This is a genomic window from Syntrophorhabdaceae bacterium, assembly GCA_036504895.1.
In the GTDB taxonomy this organism is placed as follows: Bacteria; Desulfobacterota; Syntrophorhabdia; order Syntrophorhabdales; family Syntrophorhabdaceae; genus PNOM01.
The window spans coordinates 18866-39281 of the sequence record DASXUJ010000051.1 but is presented as its reverse complement, the minus strand read 5'-3'; the positions used below and the strand labels follow the sequence as shown (position 1 = coordinate 39281).

The window sequence follows — 20416 nt, the reverse complement described above, 5'->3', positions numbered from 1 at the left end:
AGATTTTGAGAGCCTTCATCTGGCGCTCCAGGCATATCACGTAGGCCCGACCAGGTTGAGAGAGATCCTCTCGGAAAAGAATAAGCCCAGCATGAGGTTCCTCAATCTTGTGCTCAAGCAGTACAAGAAGAACGTAGCCCTCCTCCCGGAACCTTAACATTTAAATACTACCGGAAAACTGCTATACTATGCCTGCCCGCTTCAGGAACGACGGCGGCCCAAAAAGGATATTCTGCGAACAATCAGGTAAGCAGACCGCCCGCGAAGAAAAGCGCCTTTTTATGCCGTTATTCAGATTAGAATGATTTCGGAAAAAGATTTTTCGGACCAGTTGGGGGCAGCCCGGTTTCCCATGTCCGCAAATGAAATAAATAAGGTTAGTGAATGTTTAATCCCGATAAAACCGGCTTCATCTATCTGAAAGGAAAACTGGGCTCTTTCGTCGCCTTTTTCCTTGCCCGTATCAAAAGGAAGACTCTTATCTTTTATGATACAGAAGACGAGGCCCTGCTCCACAAAGAGGAGCTGGAGTATTTTTCGGGAAAGGATGTCTATATATTTCCCCCTTATTCGGACAAAGTGTTCGAGAAGGAGGATGAGATAAAAAGGACCGCCTTTCTCTCCCATCTCATATCGGATACGCTGTTTTACGGGCTTTTCCCCCTGAGCGCCTTATCGCACCCTCTCACATCCCCCGGCGCGGTAGAGGGAATGAAGATGGAGCTTAAGTTCGGCGACGTCCTCTTCAGGGAAGATCTGGTGGCCTATTTAAACGAAAAAGGGTATGAGCTTACTTCCCTCGTCCGCGAGGAAGGGGAGTATGCAAAACGGGGCAGCATCATCGACGTCTTCGCCCCTTCTTATGCAAAACCGGTTCGAATAGAGTTTCTCGGGGACGAAATATTATCCCTTCGCTTCTTCGACCCTGTTTCCCAGAGGTCCCATGGAGAGATGGACGGCTGCAGCCTCGTGCCCGTCAAGACCGGCGGATCTCTCGATGCCACAGTGATCGATTACATGGAAGACCATATGGTGCTGGTCCACAAGGGCCTTTCCTCCCTTCTTGAAGAATATGACCCCGAACTGGACGATGGTGTGCGGCAGCGCGTACGGCAGCGCGCACTCACGAGTCTTAATATCGACGTATCCGGCATAGAGGGCTTAGAGGAGGGGACTATTCTGGAGGCCGTCTCAAACGAGGACTTGAGGCTCCTTTTCGATGCCAGAAAAACGGAAGTATTCAAAACCCTCTCGGAAAAATTCAGACAGGACTGGAGCAGGGTCCCTTATATGTACGTCTTTGCAAACACCATGCACCAGGGAGAGCGGCTTTGCGAAATCTTCAGAAACTATGATATTCCCCTGCCCGTGCTCAACAAGATGTCTCTTTCATCCAAGGATGGGGAGCGGGGCATCGTGGTGGGTCCCCTGAGAAGGGGTTTCAGGACGGGAGAAATTATAGTCCTCACGGAAGAGGACATAGTGGGGCCGAAAAAAAGGGTAGCGAGGGCACGGAAAGACAGCGGCATCGACGAGTTTCTCACCTCTTTCAAAGATCTTCAGGTGGGCGAGTGGGTAGTCCACGTGGACCATGGCATCGGTGTCTATAAAGGTATATTCGAGCTTCAGATCGGGGGTCATACCAAGGATTTTCTCCTCGTGGAGTACCAGGATGGAGACAAGCTTTACGTACCCATCGATGACCTTCACCTGGTCCAGAAATTTATTGGGGGAGAGAAATTCAAACCCAAAATCGATAAGCTCGGTTCCCAATATTGGAAAAGCACCACGCGAAAGGTGAGAAAACAAGTCGAAGATATTGCGGACGACCTTCTCAAGATCTATGCGGAAAGGGAAATGGCCGAAGGATATGCCTACCCTCCGGAGGACGAGCTTTTCAGAGAGATGGAGTCACGCTTTGACTATGAAGAGACGGAAGGTCAGTCGGAAGCGATCGAAGCGGTGCTTTCCGACCTTCGGAGCACAAAGCCCATGGATCGGGTCATCTGTGGGGACGTGGGCTTCGGGAAAACCGAAGTAGCTTTGCGCGCGGCATTTAAAGTCGTACTGGAGAACAAGCAGGTGGCCCTTCTCGTGCCCACCACGATCCTCGCCCAGCAGCATTTCAAAACCTTTCAGGGAAGATTCGGCGATTATCCGATACGGATAGAAATGTTAAGCAGGTTCCGGTCGAGGGAAGAGCAAAAGAAGATCATCGAAGACGTGAAAAAAGGAACGGTCGACATTATAATAGGGACCCACAGGCTCCTCCAGAAGGACCTCGCCTTCCGCGACCTTGGCCTGCTCATCGTGGACGAGGAGCAGAGGTTCGGGGTAAAACACAAAGAGCACCTTAAGCTTCTTGCAACCAACATAGATATCCTGACCTTAAGCGCTACGCCCATACCGAGGACCCTTTATATGGCCACCATGGGCATAAAGGACCTGAGCATCATCAATACCCCTCCCCTCGACCGGCTCGCCGTAAAGACAAGGGTTGTCAAATTCAAGGATGATCTGATCATAAAGGCCGTTACGGAGGAGCTCGCCAGGGAAGGCCAGATCTTTTTCGTCCATAATTTCATCCATAACATAGGCGTAGTGTACGACCACCTGACGAAACTGGTCCCTCATGCACGTATCGCGGTGGCCCACGGTCAGATGGACGGCAAAACTCTCGAGAAGATCATGCTCGATTTTATCGACAGAAAGTACGACATTCTCCTTTCCACCAACATCATCGAATCGGGCCTCGATATTTCCAATGTAAATACCATTTTCATCAATAACGCACACCGGATGGGCCTGTCTGAGCTCTATCAGTTAAGGGGCCGGGTCGGCAGAAGCACCCGGCAGGCATATGCCTACCTCCTTGTGCCGAAAGAGGAGATCCTGAGAAAGGATTCCCTCTTAAGGCTCAAGATCATAGAAGAGTTGTCCGAGCTCGGCTCCGGCTTCCATGTTGCCAATTATGACCTTGAGATCAGGGGCGCGGGCAATCTTTTGGGCAAGGAGCAGTCGGGGAATGTAAACCTTATAGGCTTCGAGCTCTACTGCCAGATGCTGGAAGAGGCAATCAACGAGCTGAGAAGCGACGGCGCCCCCAAAGAGGCGGAGGTGGCGCCCGAGATAAACCTGCCCGTGGACGCGTACATACCCGATACATATATCGAAGACCCGGCTCAAAAGCTCCTCACTTATAAAAGGCTTTCCAAGATCCGCGACCAGGAAGAGCTCACCGATATGGAGAATGAGCTCAGAGACCGGTACGGCGAGATACCCGCGCCCCTTGTCAGCCTTCTTGAGATCATATCGCTCAAATCCCTGCTCCGCCGTCTGAAGATAAAGAAACTCGATTATGCGGCAAAACGTCTTACCCTCAATGTCACCGACCGCACACCTGTACAAATGGATAATCTCCTTCGACTCGTGAAAAAGGAGAAAGAGAAGGTGAAGCTCCTTCCCGACGGCAGGATCATAATGAGCACCGATAAGAGCGGTGAGGAGCTGATGGTCTTTACGAGAAATATATTGAAGCAGATCGTGAGCCTGTGATATAACAACGCAAATACCCGAAGCGAGCAATCGGCTGTAAGGGTGAATACTTCCCAATTTCTTCTCTTGGCAAAACTTACAGCTGAAAGGGCTTAAAGGACGAGGTGAGTTGATGAAAAAGATATGTTTTCTCCTGTGCGCTGCCTTATTGTTTTTCTCATGTTCAAAAAAAGAGGAGGGTAAAGTCCTGGTGACCATGGACGGAGATACCATCACCCTCAGCGAATTCAATAAAGCCCTTGATAAGATACCTATGAATATGAAGATGCTCGTTGCCTCCGATACAGGCAAGAGAAATTATCTTGACAATCTGATCACGAGAAAACTCCTTCTCAGGGAAGCGAAGAAGGAAAAGATAGATAAAGACAAAGAATTTCAGGAAAAACTCGATGAGATCAAAGACCAGCTCCTCATGGAGACATTACTCAAGAAAAAGCTGGTTCTGGACGGAAGCGTAACCGACGAAGACCTGAAGAAATATTATGAGGCGCACAAAGAGGAATTCAAGAAAGACGGCGAGATCAGCACGCGCCAGATACTCGTAAAAACCGAAGACGAAGCGAAACAGGTCCTGCAAAAAGTCCAGAAGGGAGAGGACTTCGCCGAGCTTGCCCGCAGATACTCGATCGATCCGAGCGCAAAAGCCTCGGGCGGCGAGATAGGCTACCACGCGAAAGGATCCCTTGTTCCCGAATATGAGGCCGCGGCTTTCAAGCTCAAAAAAGTGGGTCAGGTGAGTGGGATCGTGAAGACCCAGTTCGGCTATCACATCATAAAGCTTGAAGGACAGAAACCCCCTTCATATGTGCCTTTTGAGGAAGTCAAAGATTTCATAAAACAGAAGCTCGCCCAGGAGAAACAGAAGGAATTATTCGAAAAGTACGTGGCCGACCTGAAAAAATCAACGAAAATCACTGTGGACGAACAACTGCTCAAGACCGAAGAGAAACAGGGAAAAGCAGGACCTTCCGAAAAGCCCGAGACAAAGGACGGGGCACCGGCGCCGGCCGTGAAGCCTGATGCAAAGGAAACAGCGAAGCCGGAGGCGAAGGATGCCGCAAAACCGGAGGCGAAAAAGGAAGGGCCTGTATCGAAAGAGGAGGGGCAGCCTAAGAAATGAAGATATTTGCAGTAACCGGTATCATTTTTAGTCTTCTTCTGCCTTTGTCATCCTATGGCGAAGTGGTGGACAGGGTAGTGGCTATCGTGAATGACGATATCATAACCTTGAAGGAGACGGAGAAATATGTTCCTGTCGAGAAAAAGGGGGAGTTCGTCTCGGTGAGCGAATATCTCCGTAATATCAAGCTCAGGGAGAAGATGGACATCCTTATCGATGACCTCCTCATCAGGCAGCAGGCGAAGAGATTTCACATAGAGGCCAGTGATAAAGATGCTGATTCCGTAGTGGAGGGCATCAAGAAACAGCATCTTATCTCTGAAGAGGACCTGAAGCGACAGCTTCAAAAAGACGGGATCAGTTACAAGGATTTTTATGAGGGCCTGAAATCGAATATCCTGCGCACAAGGGTCCTCGCGAGGATGATCTCGTCTGAAAACATATCGATTACGGAAGGAGATGTCGAGGCATATTATAATTCCCATCTCTCGGATTTCAAGGATGAGGAGTTCAGGCTCCTCCATGTCTTCGTATCAGGGAAAAGGCCCGACATCAAGGATCGTGCCCTTGCGGCTTATAACGAGCTGAAAGAGGGAAAGTCATTCGAGTCGGTGGCAAAGAAATACTCGGATGACCCCTCCGCCGAAAAAGGCGGCGACATCGGCTTTATCAGGAAAGAAGACCTTATTCCGGAATTCAAGGGGGCGGTCAATTTTCTGGTCCCCGGCGGGTATACCCAACTCGTTTCGAGTCCTTACGGACTTCATATCCTGAAGCTCGTGGAGGTGAGACAGGGTGGCACTATACCCTTCGACACGGTTAAACCGAGAATTAAGGAAAAACTCGTGCAGGAGCAGAGTCAGAAACGGTATAAGGAATATATCGAAAAGCTCCGAAAAGCTTCTTATATCGAAGTTAAGATCTGACAAACTGCATCTGCCGGAAGGATGCGGGCTCTGGCATGAGAAGAATCGCAGTTACCATGGGAGACCCCGCCGGCATAGGGGCCGAAATAATCCTGAAGGCGCTGCCTGACCTGTGCCGGAAGAATATACCTGTAGTTATAGGTGATTCTTCCGCCCTAGAGGCCATCTCGCCCGTACTCGGGCCATCACATACGTGGAAATTCAAGAGATTCGGACAGGCCGGGGCAGGCGAGGCGGAATTCGTCGATATGGCGCTTGTAAAGAAGGTGGCCTTCGGTGCCGTAGATAAGGCTTGCGGCAGGGCCTCGTATCAATATATTCTGGAAGCCCTCAAATATGCGTTTTCAGGGGCGGTCTCCGCGATAGTGACCGCCCCCATCAACAAAGTCTCCCTTCGCCTGGGCGGCGCCCCTTTCACGGGCCATACCGAGCTTTTGGCCCATTTCGGCGGAGTAAGGGATTACGTGATGATGATGGCGAACAGGCGCATGCGTGTGTCTCTGGTCACCATACATATCCCTTTAAGAGATGTACCCGATGCCCTGTCCGTAGAGAAGGTGGTCCGCACCATCGGAATCACCCACCAGTCGCTGCGGGATTATTTCGCTATACCCGCTCCTTACCTTAAAGTATCGGGTCTCAATCCTCACGCGGGGGAACAGGGGATCATGGGCACGGAGGAGAAGGTCATCGAGGAAGCAGTCGTCCTTGCCCGTTCACTTGGAATCCGCGTAGACGGTCCTTTTCCCGGCGACACCCTTTTCCACGATCCGAGCTGCGATGCTTTTGTGGCCATGTACCACGATCAGGGGCTGATTCCGGTCAAGACCGTCGATTTCAGACATACGGTGAATATTACTCTGGGCCTGCCCTTCGTGCGTACATCCCCGGGTCATGGAACGGGGTTCGATATTGCGGGACAGGGGAATGCCGACCCCACGGGCCTCATAGAGGCCTTCAGAACAGCGGAGACAATGGCCTCCCACTTCGAATGAGATAATAATGGACCTTTTCAGCCAGACCCCTCTTGATGCCGGTACGCGCAAACCTCTTGCGGACCGGATGCGGCCCCGGGATTTAACCGAATTCGTCGGACAGGAGCACATCCTCGGCGAAGGCAGGATGCTGCGGAGACTCCTTGAGAAAGGAGATATCCCTTCCATGATCCTCTGGGGGCCGAGCGGCGTCGGAAAGACAACCCTGGGCTGGCTTATGGGACGCTATCTGAAGGTGCCCTTCATCTCTTTAAGCGCCGTCAGCATCGGAATAAAGGAGGTGAAAGAGGTTATTCAAAAAGCGCGGCTTCGGAAGATTATACTTTTTATAGACGAATTCCACCGGTTCAACAAACTCCAGCAGGACACCTTCCTTTCCCATGTGGAGAACGGTGATATCATCCTCATAGGCGCAACCACGGAGAACCCTTCTTTTGAGATCATCTCCCCTCTCCTTTCGAGGATGCGCGTCCTCACGCTGCGGCCTCTGGGGGCAGAGGATCTCATCAAAATCATAGAGCGGGCCGTCACGGCAGACGAGGAGCTTAAAGCCGGGAAAGCGGCACTCGAAGAGGGTGTCGCGGGCGAAATTGCCCTCCTTTCAAACGGGGATGCGAGAAGGGCCCTCAATTTGCTGGAGCTGTGCTACAAGATGGTAAAGAAAGACGGTCAGAAAGAGGCCCTCATCGATCATCCGACTGTGCGCGAAGCTTATCAGAAAAATGTGGCGGTCTATGATAAGAAAGGCGAGATGCATTACGACCTGATTAGCGCCTTCCATAAGAGCATGAGGGGCTCCGACGCGGATGCGTCCCTTTACTGGCTTGCCCGGATGATAGAGGGAGGGGAGGACCCGTTGTTTATCGCCAGAAGAATGGTCCGTTTTGCCTCCGAGGATGTGGGAAACGCGGACCCCCGTGCCCTGACCCTCGCCATGTCTGCCATGGAGGCCTTTAAATTCATAGGTCCCCCGGAGGGATATCTGGCTCTCGCCCAGGCCTGCCTCTATCTCAGCCTATGCGAAAAGAGCAATGCGGTCTATATAGCCTACAATGCCGCCGCAGCCGATGCAAGAACCCTCCCCGAGTATCCCGTGCCTCTCCACATCAGGAACGCCCCCACAAAACTGATGAAGGAGCTTGGATACGGCAACGAATATCTCTATCCCCACGATTTCGAAGGGGCCCTCGTAAAGCAGGATTATCTTCCGGAAGAGCTGAAGGGCAGACTATACTACAATCCCACAGAACGGGGATATGAAAAGCAGCTCAAGGCGTTTCTGGAGAAGGTGAAGAAAGTCGTGAAGGGGGCTTGAAGCCGATCAGAGCAATCTTACGGTCCTGATATTTCGAGAAGAGGACCACCGCCGCCAGCGATCCGATAAAGGCCCAGAACATATCCGACTGAGTATCCCATATATATCCTTGTGTCCCCAGGAAGGCTTCGGCCGATTCTCCGGTAAGGAGGGCCGTCCACCACTCGACCAGCTCGTAAAAAGCGCTTATGGCAAGGGCGATGCATATGACGAAGAAATCGGTCCATCCTTTGCCGTTCACCTTTTTAAGGCGAAGGAGCAACTCCCTGGCGACCAGGGCCGGTACGAATCCCTGGGCAAAATGTCCCACCTTGTCGTAATTATTGCGTATGCCGCCCGTAAGTCTGGAAATCCAGTGGAACAAAGGGACCTCGGCATAGGTATAGTGGCCTCCGATGAAGAGGATCACGCAATGGATAAGCACCAAGGTATATACGAAGTCCGTAAATCTGAATCGTCTGTAGGTAAAAAGGAGGATCCCGAAGCCGGCTAAGGCCGGCGTGACTTCAAGAACCCAGGTAAAAGGGTCCCTTGGCTTTATGGCTGACCAGACCAGCACAACCAGATAGAAGAGGATGAGAAGGCACAGGTATTTTTCCCTTTTCATCCATGAAGACTCACGCGCCATCCGCACCTGTCCTGTGAAGAAATCCTTTTTATGTCGCCTGCCCCTTACTATATGCCGGATAAGAGTGCCCTTTCAAGCAAATCCGCCTCCCCTAACCGGAAAACGTTTCCTGAAGGCGCATAGGACCGGTGGCTTTGTTGACTTACGGGGAGACGTTATGGTTTAACTCCATTATGGCGAAAATGCCCGTTTCCTACAGCGATGAATTCATGATCGATTACGATACCGTGGACTGCGAGAGCCCCCACCGGGTTGTCGAGATATGGCTCAAAATCAAGGATATGGTCCATTTTATTGAGCCCGAGCCGTGTACCCCGGCGGACCTGCTTCTGTGCCACAGCGAGAGGATCGTGAAAAGGGTGGAGAGTGATTCCGGGTTGTTCTCCATTGCGCGCCTGGCAGCGGGAGGCGCGATCATGTCGGCCCGATATGCCCTTCAGTCCGTCCCCTCCTTCGCCCTCATAAGACCCCCCGGCCACCACGCGGGGTTCGATTTCAACGGGGGCTTCTGCTTTTTCAACAACGTGGCTATCGCCGTCCGGAAGCTACTTGCCGGGAGCCTGATCGGAAACGCGCTGATCGTCGATATAGACCTTCATCACGGAAATGGGACCTTCGATATATTTAAAGATGATCCCCGGGTCGCCTTCAGGAACATCTCCGCCTCCACGAGAGCGGAATTCATCGACCTATGTAAGGAGGCAGTAAAAGACGGGGCCCGGTTTGATCTTGTGGCATGCTCCGCAGGATTCGATACCTACATCAAGGACTGGGGTGCATTACTCCTCGAGGATGACTACAGGCGAATCGGCCACCTTTTCGCCTCATCGAATCGCCGGTTCTTTTCCGTTCTCGAGGGGGGTTACTATATTAATGATCTCGGCCTCAATGTGAGGGCCTATCTAAAAGGCATTGAGGAAGCTTGTTCGTAGGGGCGGCAATTCTTTTCGCCTCCGGCATCTATCTGGAGGCCCTCTGGCGCTGCCCGCCCCTATGGATCGCTGCCGGACTTTTCATCCCCCTGGTTCTCGTCCCATTCCTGATAACCCGCGCCCGAATTGTAGCGATATGCCTCATGGCCTTCCTCTTTGTGGCGGCCGGTATGCTCCGTATCGGCTTGGTCTCGGAAAGCCGGCTTCCCATCATCATCGATGAAGAGCGCCGTATATATGAGGGGCTGGTCATCGAATCTTCTCCGGCCACCAAAATTATCGAACTCATAAAGCCTGAGGAACAGGCAGGGATGAAAGCAATCCTGAGGACGGATAAGACACTTGTAATCAACGATAAGGTGCGGGTTTTCGGACAGATGAGAGAGACGTCTCTTACCTTTAACAACCCCTCCCTCAGCTCCTGGAAATGGATTAAGAGGCTTGAAGGCGTGTGGTATGAGATAAAGGGCATCCCCGTCTCTACGACTGCCGGGATGAATTATGTCCATCGATGGAGAAGCTTCCTGGCCCGCAGGATCGATGCATCGGGCGCCAGGTACGGGGGCATCCTCAAAGCCCTCACCATCGGCGACACGAGCGGTCTCGACGAGGCAACCAAGACCCTGTTCCTCGAAACCGGAACCTCCCATATTCTCGCCATATCGGGTTCGAATATAGGCATCGTGACAGCTTTCTTCTTTTTTCTTGCCCGCATCCTGTTCAGAAGATCGGCCCGGGTGAGGTTGAGGGGAGACGACATACGCTTCGCCGCCCTCCTCTCCATTCCTTTCACCATTTTATTTATGATCACCGCCGGTTCCAGCATCCCTACGGTAAGGGCAACGATCATGATATGCTTTTTCATGATCGCCCTCTTCTTCGAGAGGGGCGCCCACGTAATGAACGCCCTCGGCCTTTCTGCCCTCCTCATTCTGCTCCTCTATCCCCATTCCCTCTTTTCCCCTTCTTTTCAGCTTACCTTCGCAAGCGTCATCTTTATCATCCTCTGTACCGGCAGGTTCAGCGCCCTTTTCAGGAACATGAACAAAGCAGGACGGTGGCTCCTCTCCTCCGTGCTCATGACAATAGCCGCGACAATCGGCACTTTGCCCATCGTTCTTTACCATTTTCATGGGGTGAATCCCCTCTCCCTGCTCCACAATTTTATCGCCATCCCCCCGATTTGTCTCGTGGCCATGCCCATGAGCCTCGTGGGGCTCGTGGTTCCATGGGGCGATTATCTTCTCAGGCTCTCGGGAGATATCCTTGCCGTTACCGTATACGTTCTTGAACGGTTGAATACGGGATACATCTACCCCCTTATGCGGCCATCCCTTTTCGAATGTTTCCTCTATTTCGCCCTCGTCCTGTCCTTGCTCTACATCAAAATACGTACGGTCGCCGCGGGCCTCATCCTCGCCCTTCTCCCCCTGTCCGTCTGCTATGGGATTTATGCTTATGGAAATAGGTTTACTCACAACTCTTTATGCATCGATTTCATAGACGTGGGTCTTGGAGACGCCATGCTTGTGGAGGCGCCCGGAGGCGTACGGATGCTCATCGACGGAGGTCCCGAGGTACGGGGCGTCTATGACGTGGGGAAATCGGTCATCACCCCTGTCCTCCTCTCTCGTAAGATCGGGACTCTCGATTACGTGATAAATACCCATCCCCACGGCGACCATGTGGGGGGATTGATGTATGTGATCCGCCACTTCAAGGTAAAACGCTTTGCCACGGGCGCTTACTTTCCGAGAGAGCCCAGGTTTCTGGAGCTCCTCGCCCTTCTCAGGGAAAAAAATATTCCGATAGAGATATGGAAAAAGGGAGAGAAGCAGTTTCCTTCGACCGGTATGTCCGTGGAAACTCTCAATCCCCCAACCGGAGATTCAACGGAGGAGCCGAATAACGCGTCCCTTGTCCTCAAATTAACCTATGGGAGTCGATCCTTTCTCCTTACCGGCGATATTGACGGCGAGATAGAGGGAAGGCTTATTCGGACAGGCACATCCCTGAGATCGGCTGTTCTCAAGGTGCCCCATCACGGCAGCCGGTTCGGGAGCACCCCTGCATTCGTGGCGGCGGTGAAGCCCGATGTTGCGGTCCTGAGTGTGGGAAAGGGTAACAAGGGCCTTCCGGGAGACGACGCGCTCAGGGTCTACCGGGCCCTCTCGATCCCGCTGCTCCGTACCGACCGGCAGGGCTTTATCTCCATATGCACCGATGGGCGGGAGCTGACCTGTGGCTCCTATCTTCCCCTCAGATAGGGCTTTACCCTTCCCTCCCCTTCAGCTCTTCATAGAGCACGCCATAGCGGCCTCCGTTGGCGCTTACCACAAGCTCCGTGACATTGAGGCAGGCCATGATCTCCCGAATGAGGATGATCCCCTGGAGAAGGATATCCGCCCGGCCGGGCTCCATGCCTTTCAATTTTTTCCTCTCCTCCAGATTCATGGAGCCCATCTCCCGGATGAGCCTCTCGATAGTCTCTACCGGCATGGCAAGTCCGTGGACGGCCTTTTTTTCAAAGGTCTCGAGACCCATGGCAATGGCGGCGAGACTGGTTGCGGTCCCCGCCGTACCCACGAGGGTACAGCCTCTGCCGTCAAAGGGCAGATTAATCGTTTCTTTGAGAAACGCCGTCAGTCGTGAGGTCTCGTCTTCTTTAGGGGGATCGTTTTTTATGAACATCTCCGTCAGCTTTACGGAGCCTACAGGCAAAGAGATGAAATCCATGAACCCGATGTCGTTTCCTTCTATTACTTCCGTGCTGCCCCCACCTACATCAATCACGATGAAACGGCTTGTCCGGGATAATCGGTCGTGACGCACGGAGAGCCAGGTATAATAAGCCTCTTCTCTTCCGCTGATGATCCTGATCGTTATGCCAAGGCTGTCGCGTACTCGTTTCACGAAATCCGCGCTGTTACCCGCTTCTCTCATCGCGGCAGTCCCCACGCAGAAGAACTCCTCTGCGCCCTGCTCCAGGGCCTCCGCCTTATATCGGGCAAGGGCGGCAAAGGTCCTGTCCATCGCCTCCCGGGACAGGACCCCGGTGGACTTGAGCCCCTCTCCGAGTCTCGTGATGTGCGCCAGATCGCATATGTCGTGGAGACGGCCGTCCTTGAAATCCGCCACGAGAAGGAGTACGGTATTGGTACCGATGTCGATGGATGCATATTTCATTTGACAACCCCCTTAAAAAAAACAATATTAATCTATGATTTTTAGCGGTCTCATGTCCATTACCGATTTCAAAAGCCTTTTTGCCTTTGTATCGGGACTTCTCTCCTTCTTCAGTCCCTGTGTGCTCCCCCTCGTTCCTTCATATCTTATATTCATCAGCGGAATAAGCTTCGAAGAGTTCACTGAAGCAGGCGCGGCGGTGAAGTACCGGAAAACGGTGTTGCTCCATTCCGTCGCCTTTATCTTAGGATTCTCTTTCGTCTTCGTAACCCTAGGCCTCTCGTCCTCCATTCTCGGCAATTTCTTCGCCGATTACCAAACTTATATCATAAGACTGGGAGGCATCATCCTCATAGTAATGGGATTTTTCTATCTCAATATAATAAAATTGCCTTTTCTCAACCAGGAGAAGGTGATTCATCTGAGAAAGAAGCCTTTGGGCATGGCAGGGTCCTTTATTGTGGGCATTACCTTCTCCCTGGGCTGGACCCCCTGCGTAGGCCCCGCCCTCTCCTCCATCCTCATCCTCGCCTCCACCACCGACAACCTGCTCCAGGGCGTCACCCTTCTCTCCCTCTATTCCTTAGGCCTCGCCATCCCCTTCATCGCCTCCGCCCTCGTCTTCGACCACCTCTTTGCCCTCCTAAAACGCTCGAGCAGGGTAGTAAAGTACGCCATGACAACAATGGGCCTCCTCCTCATAATCATAGGCCTGCTGCTCGTAACGAATTACTACGGAGTGATTACTTCGCGAGTGGGAGCGTTGTTCGGATGATGGTGAGGCAGTCTCTAGTCTCTAGTCTCTAGTCTCTAGTCTCTAGTCGTCAGTATATGGTATATAGTCGTTGGCAATTCGATAGTTATATCGCGATGATAAGTTTCGCCTGGCTGTATTTTTCTCAGATCGACGCGGCGTAGAGGTGGGGAAAGGAGCATAAAAAGTCCGCTAGTCCATACGATCAAACCGCGGTATCGTAACTGCCCCTAAATTGAGGAATTCTCTTGCGTGATGTAGCTCGCAAGGCGAGCGAGAGGGGGAGGCTCAGCCGGCTTTCGCCGGCGGAGGGGGCGACGTGAGCCCCGCTAATTGCGCTCGCCCTTGAAATGCTCCTTGAACTTCTTCAGCACCCGGTTTTCTATCTGCCTTACCCGCTCTCGGGAGATCTGAAACTTTGCTCCTATCTCCTGGAGCGTCACCGGCTCTTCGGCGACGACACGCTGCTCGAAGATGTAGACTTCTTTGTCATTCAAGGTCTTTTTGAACTCGTTGATCTTTTTGGAAAGGATTTCCCGCCCTTCCTTGTCGCCGATCATCTCTTCGATATTTTCATCGCTCTTCATCAAATCCATGATCGTGTCTTCACTCTCGTCATAAATCGGGGTTTCGAGGGAGACATCCGTATAGGCGAGCCTTTTCTCCATGTCTTCCACTTCCTCTTCTTTGACGTCGAGAGATGCGGCAAGGATTTTCGGCGTGGGATAGATGCCGAGGGCCTCGAGTTTCTGCTTTTCCTTGTTCAGCCGATAAAAGAGCTTCCTCTGCCCCTGAGTGGTCCCCACCTTCACCAGGCTCCATGAATCCATGATATATTTAAGCATATAGGCCCTGATCCAAAAGGAGGCATAAGTCGAAAATCTGGTGCCCTTATAGGGATTGTACTTCTTCACCGCATGCAGAAGGCCCACATTGCCTTCCTGTATCAGATCGAGCACACTCAGATAGGTATTATAGTATTCGAGGGCGATCTTCACCACGAGCTTAAGGTTCGATATTACCAGCTTCTGGGCCGCATCCCTGTCTTTACTGTCAAAGACCTTACAGGAGACCTCAAACTCCTCCTCCCGGGAAAGGACCGGATATTTTGATACCTCCGCAAGGTAAGTCCTCAGCGGGTCGTAAGGGAGGGGAAGCGATTTGTCCTCAATGAGTGCAAGCGCTTCGTCGGAAACATCAGTATCAGGTATTTCGGTTTCCCCTACTTCTTCCAATAATAGATCTTCTTCCAAATCTCTTATATCCCCCTTGCCTGTACAAGTTCCGCTCGGTATTCGATTATTATGCCATATACAGCCATTATTGTCCCCTTGCCGAATCTAAATAATTTTCTGCTATAAATTCACTGCATGCAGTACGGCTTCGAGGACTCCGCCACCAATGGCCCGGGCTTTGTCGGAAATAGTGTAACAATATTCTCCTATTCCCCTGGGGTCCACATCCCCTATTTTCTCTCCCGCCGTCACCTCTATCTCTCTGATAAGGCCTCTCAGAACCCCATCGAAGCTTCCATACACAGGCACATCACCCACGTAAAGGACCAACTCCCCCTTTGCCACCCGATCTCCGATCTTCTTTATTGCCTTTACCGGCCCGGCGACCGGCGACCTCAGGACCCTCTCAGTCGCATAGCCCATGACCGAGCCGGGAACACCCGTATAGGCTTCGGCGGAGCCGTCATAGATGGCCTTCCCCAGGTCATGGCCCCGTTTGCTCTCTATCACCACATGCACATCCAAGGGCGCGGTAAACCCAGGTCCCACCCCGATTACGGTGGGGGCCTCATGCGTCGTGGTCCCAATGTTCCGCTTGGCCATGATAGCGTCCACCACTATACGTGGCTTTATTATCTCTATTGCCGTCCAGCGGGGGTCCACCATTACGGCGATCGATTTCCTTTTCCACACTTCTTCAAGGTCCTCGATGTCACGGACCAGCTCGGCCTTTACCCCCTCGACCTCCATGGCGCCGCGGTAGACCGCCTCCGAGAAAGAGACGGTCCGTCGCACGCAGAGGGGCTCGCCTATCTCCAGCAGAAGGAGGCGGTGAAAACGGGCCGAGTGAAGACGGTGGGCAATGCCGCTCGCCACGTCACCCGCACCTTTCATGATTATGGTCAACGCGGAAAGATCTGCCGATCTCCCCATGATCACGGTCCCTTCCCGAAGAAACAGGCGGGATAATGGCACACGTCGCAGTGAAGGCAAAGTCCGCCATAGGCGAGCTTTACCATATCGGTTTCATGCATTCTCTCTCCCGCCATGATACGGGTAAGCACGATATCGAGGACCGTATAGTCGCTGTGGTAGACGCACGCCGGCGCTCCGAGAATATATTTTCCTCTCAACCGGGCCACGAGGAACATGGCGCCGGGAAATACGGGTGTACCGTAGAAGAGCACTTCCGCCCCCGTGCCTTCGATTCCTTCCCGCGTCACATCATCAGGGTCCACGGAAAGACCCGCAGTGGTAATGACCAGATCGGCGCCTTTTTCGAACAGTCCGAGCACGGCAGCGCTTATAAGGGGTACCTCGTCCGGGACTATTACCTTCTCTACAAGGCGCAATCCGTAATTTCTGATCTTCTCCTCCACGGTAGCAGAGCCGTCCTGAATCCTGCCCGTGTAGACTTCACTCCCCGTAATCACAAGGCCTATATTGAGGGGCATAAACGGGCTGACCCTGATTACCCCTTTTTCCCCGACCCTCTCGACCTTCTTGAGCTCCTTTTCTTTTATGTAGAGGGGAATAATGCGGGCGGCCGCCACGATATCCCCTGCCTTTACAGGATGCCTGTTGGGAACGGTGCTCACCAGCACGTCCTTTATGCGGTTCAACTCGTACAGGGCCTTATCGTTTACGTAGAAAAGCCCGTCAACGGTGCTCCTCATGCTTACCTTGCCCTCTTTAGGCTGGGTAGGCTCCATATTGCCGTCCATTATTGACTGGGCGATTCTCATGCCCGCCTCATCCTCATGGATACCTTTTACCTCGCCCTCGAACACAAAGAGATGCCTCTTCCCGAGATCGAGTAGCCTCTCCACATCCCCCTGCTCTATAACCTGCCCCCTCTTGAAGGCCACATCTTTCTTCTTACCGGGGATTATCTCGGTGATATCATGGGCCAGCGTCATGCCCAAAGCCTGTTCTACCTTAACCTTTTTCAATCTTGTGTCCCCTCCTCTTTAATGTCTCTATATCCTCGAGGGTGTCGATATCAAAGAGATTTCCCTCATCGCCATCCAAAAATACCACATCTTCGAGGTGTTTTTCTATAACTTCCCTGAGCCCCTTGTCGCCTTCCAATCGACTCATCTCTTCGAGAAACGGCGCGAGGCCGATGAACACGGGGTGGCCCTTTACTCCATTATACCGGGGGATGATGAGGTCTCCCCCTCCTGCAAGATAAAGTTCCCGAATAGACCTTATCTGGTCGCTCTTTACGAAGGGTTTGTCCCCGAGATGAAAGAAGGCGCCGTCATACCCGCGGATAAAGGGCAGGGCTGCTTTGACCGAAGAAGACATGCCTTCCCGATAATTCTCATTCGATACGATCTCCACCCGCGAGAGGTTTCCCAACTCGCCTTTCATCTTTTCTCTATCCATGCCTGTGACCACAAAAATCTTCTCCACCCCCTCCATATCAAAAGGGGCGCACGACATTCTTATTACGGGCGTTCCGTCAATCCTGAGGGTAAGCTTGTTGAAACCGAGCCTCCTCGAGATTCCGGAAGCGAGAATCACGGCACATATTTTTTTCATAGATAATTCTTCCTCGGTCGGTCTTTCTTCCGAAACCGGCGAAGCCTTCTTTTTTACTCTCCGGCGCGCCTGGCTCATCCATAACGGGAGTACCTCAATTGCATCGGGAGCAGTCGTTTTATTTCTGCGATGCTTCGGAACACATGCCCCGGAGCCTTAGCGGCTTCATCGCCATTATACTGATCTCTGCCGAGAGTTTGCTTAGTGGGATTCGGTATCGGGCGAACACCGGCTTTCGCGCGGATGTCACCGTCTAAGGAACTACGTTGTTCAAGTCCTTCAACAGGGCCTCCACGTTAATACCGTGGATTTTCGCACCTTCTTCAATGGTCTCGAAGAGGGCGGCCCTGCACCCTACACATCCCAATCCATGCTCCTCAAACACCGGGACCGATTCAGGATATCGCGTTACCACATCCTGGATCGCAGCGTTTTTCCCGATCTTTTTTCTTCTCATCCCGGTCCGGTTCAAAACACTTCTGCGGAAAAAATATATATAGAGGCATCCTTCGATTTCCAGGCATCTTCGGGAAGTCCCGCCTTATGGCACGTATGTGCGATGAAGGCAGCCCGGTCCCAGTTGTTCTCGGTAGCCACCTGAGGAAGGAGGAGGCCCGTATAAAAGCCTTTTTCTATAAGGATGCCGTGCACGCCGACTTCAATCTCCTCAACATCTTTTATTTTCCTTAAAGGTGAGAGGACGGAGATCTCGATATCAACCCTGTCCCACTCCTCCCTTCGTAAGGGCTCGAAACGGGGGTCATGAAAAGCCGCCTGAACCGCCATCTCCTGAATCGTCTTGTAAAGGGGCAGGACCCCTTTTATATATCCAATGCAGCCCCTGAGGTCTTCTTTGCAATGCAGGGTGACGAAGGCGCCCATTTTTTTCTCGAAGATCTCCGGCATCTCTAAAGGGACCGGTTTTTTATCGAAGAGCACGCCTTCAATGGCTTCCCTGGCTATCCTTTTCAGCATGGCCTTCTCTTCTTCCGACAAATTGAGACGGCTCATCGGGCGGCCTCTCCCCCTTTGAGGAAAACAGCCGACACATAGCCTACCACACTCCGCTTGTCCCCCGACACATCCCCGGAATTTGCATACTTGAGGACTTTACTCCGGGTAGCCCCTAGTGCCTTTGAAAGCATCATGGTAACCATCATGGGCCCCCTGCCGCATGCCTCACATAATTCGGCGTCAAGATCCTGCGACAGCCCTTCGATATCATATTTCTCCAGGCGGTTTACAATCACCTGGTCGAGTTTGACCGCATGCCCGTAAGGGTAATAATGACTCAGATCGGTGCTGCCCACCACGAGGAGGCGCTTTCCCCGGTCCTTGACCGCCCTGAAAATAGATGCCGCCAAAGCCCTGCATTTCTCCGTCTCCTGCGATCCCATCACTATGGGGACGAGCTTGAAAGAGGCAAGTGCCATCTGGAGGAATGGAAGCTGGACCTCGAGAGAATGTTCCTGCCCGTGGGCTTCCTCGTTGGGAGACGCCACACCGCCTTCTTTTACGATGGCCGACGCGATCTCTTCGTCAATTTCGACCGCGCCCAGGGGTGTCCGGTAGCTCCCTTTTATCATTACGGCCGCTTTCTCGAAATATGCCCTATGGCTGGGGCCGATGAGGATCACCGTGTCAAAAAGGCCGTTCATGACGGCTTTCATCCCAAAAGCGGCTACCTGCCCCGAATAGACATATCCCGCGTGGGGAGATACCATTCCCACCACTTCTCCCTCCAGGGCTTCAATCTTTGCCTTGTTCAGGTATCTTTCGATTTCCATGGCGAGGACCTTCGGATTATCCGAATAGAACGTCCCGGCCACGACTGCGTCTCTTACCTCGCTCATGGGCTCACCCTTATCGTGCCGTTCAAATTATAGCACAATTTGGCTGAATTTAGAACCTTTTTGGGTACTTTCAAGTCATGGGAATGCCGATCCCCTGCACGTAATCTTTGGTGACAATCATCATTGTCGGATACGGCCGATTCCTGTATTCTTTTTGGAAGAGGTATATGTCGGGCCGCCCTGACCGGTAGGTGCCAACAGACTCAGGAAGAAAGGAGTGAGTATGATTAGATTCGCGGTAGCAGCGCTTTTCTGTGCGGCCATGCTCTTCCCGGCACCCTCCCGGGCAGATTGCGAAGCCGACACGAAGTCATGCGAGGATACGAAAGCCGGCGCTCAGAGGTGCGCTCAGACCTACGGCTTTCGCGCGAAAGTCGCCTGTGCCGATTGGAGTAATATGGTTGACCGCGCGTGCAGCCAGGCACAAAAGAGTTGCGGGGAAACAGGCACATCGACCCCGGCCTCCCGGAGAAATCAGTAAGGTCGGAGTACTTCCGGAGGTTTAGCGGATACTCTCCGCGTACCCGTAAGTATCAACCTGCCAGCCTTCTTCGGGCATCCTGATACCGTCGATGTGGACAGTTCTCCCCTCCAGTGCCGTCCTGCCCTTGCCGATAAGCTCATGGACGGCAAAAGGATAAATCTTCCAGTCTCCTTCGACTTTAAGTACTTCCTGAACCGCACCCGAAATGTCCTGGAGGACCCTGTAAAGATCTCTGCCTTCATCCGCGGCTGCGGCTTTGAAAGCCGGAAGGGTCCTGGCGTCTTTCTTTTCCGCAAGGCGCCTGATGCCCTTAAGCTCGTCATCCCATTGAGAAAGGGGTACGGACGCGGACTGGATGAGTATGGGACCGCCGTCATCGCTCTCGTCAACGAAGAAGACCGTCGATTTCACCGCCCTTTCCTCGGCGAGTATCGCCTTGGCAATGGGGATCCACCCGAGGCCGACATATTTTCGCGCATCCCCCGGATGAACGTTAAGTATCCTGGGAAAATACCTTCTTACCATCCAGCCCCCTACCCAAAGACTATACCCGGCGAGACAGATGAGATCGGGCCGGCCCGAGAGCGTCTGCTCCACGAGGGTCATAATGGCCATATCATAACTGTCCCTCTCCACGCCTGATCTCGGCATTTTCTCGAGGGCCCACATGTGACGGAAATAAAGGTCCGAGTCAAGAAGCACCACAGGGGCGCCGTTATTTCTTGCCTTGTCCAAACCTGTGCAGTGGGGGACATTGCTGAATACCACATGGTCCCTGCCCGGATCCCACTCATAAATTCTCTCGTAATTGCTTCCCGACCCGGAGACCCCACAGGCATATCTCATCGGACCTGAGGAAGGGTCATAGACCATTTTTGCCGTCATA

At 52.6% G+C, this 20416-nt stretch carries 19 protein-coding genes; 9 read left to right on the top strand and 10 right to left on the bottom strand.

What is annotated here, in order from left to right; translation table 11 throughout:
• The first annotated feature begins 384 nt into the window (after positions 1–384).
• The 5 genes from mfd (at position 385) to VGJ94_06655 (ending at position 7911) form a co-directional block, all read left to right on the top strand.
• Positions 385–3555, top strand: coding sequence for a transcription-repair coupling factor (gene mfd, locus VGJ94_06675; GenBank protein HEY3276288.1), 3171 nt, complete (start codon positions 385–387; stop codon positions 3553–3555).
• 112 nt (positions 3556–3667) lie between these two features.
• The gene (locus VGJ94_06670) at positions 3668–4675 is read left to right on the top strand and encodes a peptidyl-prolyl cis-trans isomerase (GenBank protein ID HEY3276287.1); all 1008 of its coding nucleotides are present in this window, start codon (positions 3668–3670) and stop codon (positions 4673–4675) included.
• Positions 4672–5601, top strand: a complete 930-nt coding sequence (locus VGJ94_06665; protein HEY3276286.1) for a peptidylprolyl isomerase — start codon at positions 4672–4674, stop codon at positions 5599–5601. Before VGJ94_06670 ends, VGJ94_06665 begins: the two co-directional genes overlap by 4 nt.
• Positions 5602–5636: 35 nt before the next feature.
• Positions 5637–6596: a 4-hydroxythreonine-4-phosphate dehydrogenase PdxA gene (gene pdxA, locus VGJ94_06660; GenBank protein ID HEY3276285.1), complete on the top strand. Its 960-nt coding sequence runs from the start codon at positions 5637–5639 to the stop codon at positions 6594–6596.
• 7 nt (positions 6597–6603) lie between these two features.
• Entirely contained in the window at positions 6604–7911 is a 1308-nt protein-coding gene (locus tag VGJ94_06655) for a replication-associated recombination protein A (GenBank protein ID HEY3276284.1), read from the top strand.
• Here VGJ94_06655 and VGJ94_06650 read toward each other — a convergent pair.
• Entirely contained in the window at positions 7865–8539 is a 675-nt protein-coding gene (locus tag VGJ94_06650) for a DUF2238 domain-containing protein (GenBank protein HEY3276283.1), read from the bottom strand. The genes VGJ94_06655 and VGJ94_06650 overlap by 47 nt on opposite strands.
• A gap of 128 nt (positions 8540–8667) precedes the next feature.
• Here VGJ94_06650 and VGJ94_06645 point away from each other — a divergent pair, with 128 nt between their 5' ends.
• Entirely contained in the window at positions 8668–9471 is an 804-nt protein-coding gene (locus VGJ94_06645) for a hypothetical protein (protein HEY3276282.1), read from the top strand.
• A complete protein-coding gene (locus tag VGJ94_06640) occupies positions 9462–11738 on the top strand; it encodes a DNA internalization-related competence protein ComEC/Rec2 (GenBank protein HEY3276281.1) in 2277 nt (758 codons plus the stop codon). The genes VGJ94_06645 and VGJ94_06640 overlap by 10 nt, the downstream gene beginning before the upstream one ends.
• A gap of 4 nt (positions 11739–11742) precedes the next feature.
• Here VGJ94_06640 and VGJ94_06635 read toward each other — a convergent pair whose 3' ends face one another.
• On the bottom strand, positions 11743–12657 hold the full coding sequence (locus VGJ94_06635) for a Ppx/GppA phosphatase family protein (protein ID HEY3276280.1): 915 nt from the start codon (positions 12655–12657) through the stop codon (positions 11743–11745).
• Between the two features lie 34 nt (positions 12658–12691).
• On the opposite strand from VGJ94_06635, the gene VGJ94_06630 reads away from it, so the two are divergent.
• On the top strand, positions 12692–13432 hold the full coding sequence (locus VGJ94_06630; GenBank protein HEY3276279.1) for a cytochrome c biogenesis protein CcdA: 741 nt from the start codon (positions 12692–12694) through the stop codon (positions 13430–13432).
• 308 nt (positions 13433–13740) lie between these two features.
• Here VGJ94_06630 and VGJ94_06625 read toward each other — a convergent pair whose 3' ends face one another.
• From VGJ94_06625 to amrB, 7 genes are all read right to left on the bottom strand, one after another.
• On the bottom strand, positions 13741–14646 hold the full coding sequence (locus tag VGJ94_06625) for an RNA polymerase factor sigma-32 (protein HEY3276278.1): 906 nt from the start codon (positions 14644–14646) through the stop codon (positions 13741–13743).
• A gap of 120 nt (positions 14647–14766) precedes the next feature.
• Positions 14767–15579: a selenium-dependent molybdenum cofactor biosynthesis protein YqeB gene (gene yqeB, locus VGJ94_06620; protein ID HEY3276277.1), complete on the bottom strand. Its 813-nt coding sequence runs from the start codon at positions 15577–15579 to the stop codon at positions 14767–14769.
• Between the two features lie 2 nt (positions 15580–15581).
• Positions 15582–16598 carry a molybdopterin-binding protein gene (locus tag VGJ94_06615; protein ID HEY3276276.1) on the bottom strand — a complete coding sequence of 339 codons (1017 nt, stop codon included), beginning with the start codon at positions 16596–16598 and terminating at the stop codon, positions 15582–15584.
• Positions 16585–17193, bottom strand: coding sequence for a nucleotidyltransferase family protein (locus VGJ94_06610; protein HEY3276275.1), 609 nt, complete (start codon positions 17191–17193; stop codon positions 16585–16587). The genes VGJ94_06615 and VGJ94_06610 overlap by 14 nt, the downstream gene beginning before the upstream one ends.
• 253 nt (positions 17194–17446) lie before the next feature.
• Positions 17447–17650: a DUF1858 domain-containing protein gene (locus tag VGJ94_06605; protein ID HEY3276274.1), complete on the bottom strand. Its 204-nt coding sequence runs from the start codon at positions 17648–17650 to the stop codon at positions 17447–17449.
• Positions 17651–17661: 11 nt separating this feature from the next.
• Positions 17662–18204: an AmmeMemoRadiSam system protein A gene (gene amrA, locus VGJ94_06600; protein ID HEY3276273.1), complete on the bottom strand. Its 543-nt coding sequence runs from the start codon at positions 18202–18204 to the stop codon at positions 17662–17664.
• Positions 18201–19046 (bottom strand): AmmeMemoRadiSam system protein B, encoded by an 846-nt coding sequence (gene amrB / locus VGJ94_06595; protein ID HEY3276272.1) that lies wholly within the window; start codon positions 19044–19046, stop codon positions 18201–18203. Before amrB ends, amrA begins: the two co-directional genes overlap by 4 nt.
• A 223-nt stretch (positions 19047–19269) precedes the next feature.
• On the opposite strand from amrB, the gene VGJ94_06590 reads away from it, so the two are divergent.
• Complete coding sequence (locus VGJ94_06590; GenBank protein ID HEY3276271.1) at positions 19270–19527, top strand: hypothetical protein; 258 nt, start codon at positions 19270–19272, stop codon at positions 19525–19527.
• A 21-nt stretch (positions 19528–19548) separates the two neighbouring features.
• On the opposite strand, the gene VGJ94_06585 is transcribed toward VGJ94_06590, so the two are convergent.
• Complete coding sequence (locus VGJ94_06585) at positions 19549–20415, bottom strand: formyltransferase family protein (protein ID HEY3276270.1); 867 nt, start codon at positions 20413–20415, stop codon at positions 19549–19551.
• Between the last annotated feature and the right edge of the window lies 1 nt (position 20416).

What these genes read in the sequence shown, in the direction of transcription:
- VGJ94_06650 (HEY3276283.1), bottom strand. Translation starts at nt 8,539, where the DNA reads ATGGCGCGTGAGTCTTCATGGATGAAAAGGGAAAAATACCTGTGCCTT.
- yqeB (HEY3276277.1), bottom strand. Translation starts at nt 15,579, where the DNA reads ATGGGGAGATCGGCAGATCTTTCCGCGTTGACCATAATCATGAAAGGT.
- VGJ94_06635 (HEY3276280.1), bottom strand. Translation starts at nt 12,657, where the DNA reads ATGAAATATGCATCCATCGACATCGGTACCAATACCGTACTCCTTCTC.
- mfd (HEY3276288.1), top strand. Translation starts at nt 385, where the DNA reads ATGTTTAATCCCGATAAAACCGGCTTCATCTATCTGAAAGGAAAACTG.
- VGJ94_06665 (HEY3276286.1), top strand. Translation starts at nt 4,672, where the DNA reads ATGAAGATATTTGCAGTAACCGGTATCATTTTTAGTCTTCTTCTGCCT.
- VGJ94_06605 (HEY3276274.1), bottom strand. Translation starts at nt 17,650, where the DNA reads ATGAGAAGAAAAAAGATCGGGAAAAACGCTGCGATCCAGGATGTGGTA.
- VGJ94_06630 (HEY3276279.1), top strand. Translation starts at nt 12,692, where the DNA reads ATGATTTTTAGCGGTCTCATGTCCATTACCGATTTCAAAAGCCTTTTT.
- amrB (HEY3276272.1), bottom strand. Translation starts at nt 19,046, where the DNA reads ATGAGCGAGGTAAGAGACGCAGTCGTGGCCGGGACGTTCTATTCGGAT.
- VGJ94_06610 (HEY3276275.1), bottom strand. Translation starts at nt 17,193, where the DNA reads ATGAAAAAAATATGTGCCGTGATTCTCGCTTCCGGAATCTCGAGGAGG.
- amrA (HEY3276273.1), bottom strand. Translation starts at nt 18,204, where the DNA reads ATGAGCCGTCTCAATTTGTCGGAAGAAGAGAAGGCCATGCTGAAAAGG.
- VGJ94_06590 (HEY3276271.1), top strand. Translation starts at nt 19,270, where the DNA reads ATGATTAGATTCGCGGTAGCAGCGCTTTTCTGTGCGGCCATGCTCTTC.
- pdxA (HEY3276285.1), top strand. Translation starts at nt 5,637, where the DNA reads ATGAGAAGAATCGCAGTTACCATGGGAGACCCCGCCGGCATAGGGGCC.
- VGJ94_06655 (HEY3276284.1), top strand. Translation starts at nt 6,604, where the DNA reads ATGGACCTTTTCAGCCAGACCCCTCTTGATGCCGGTACGCGCAAACCT.
- VGJ94_06585 (HEY3276270.1), bottom strand. Translation starts at nt 20,415, where the DNA reads ATGACGGCAAAAATGGTCTATGACCCTTCCTCAGGTCCGATGAGATAT.
- VGJ94_06670 (HEY3276287.1), top strand. Translation starts at nt 3,668, where the DNA reads ATGAAAAAGATATGTTTTCTCCTGTGCGCTGCCTTATTGTTTTTCTCA.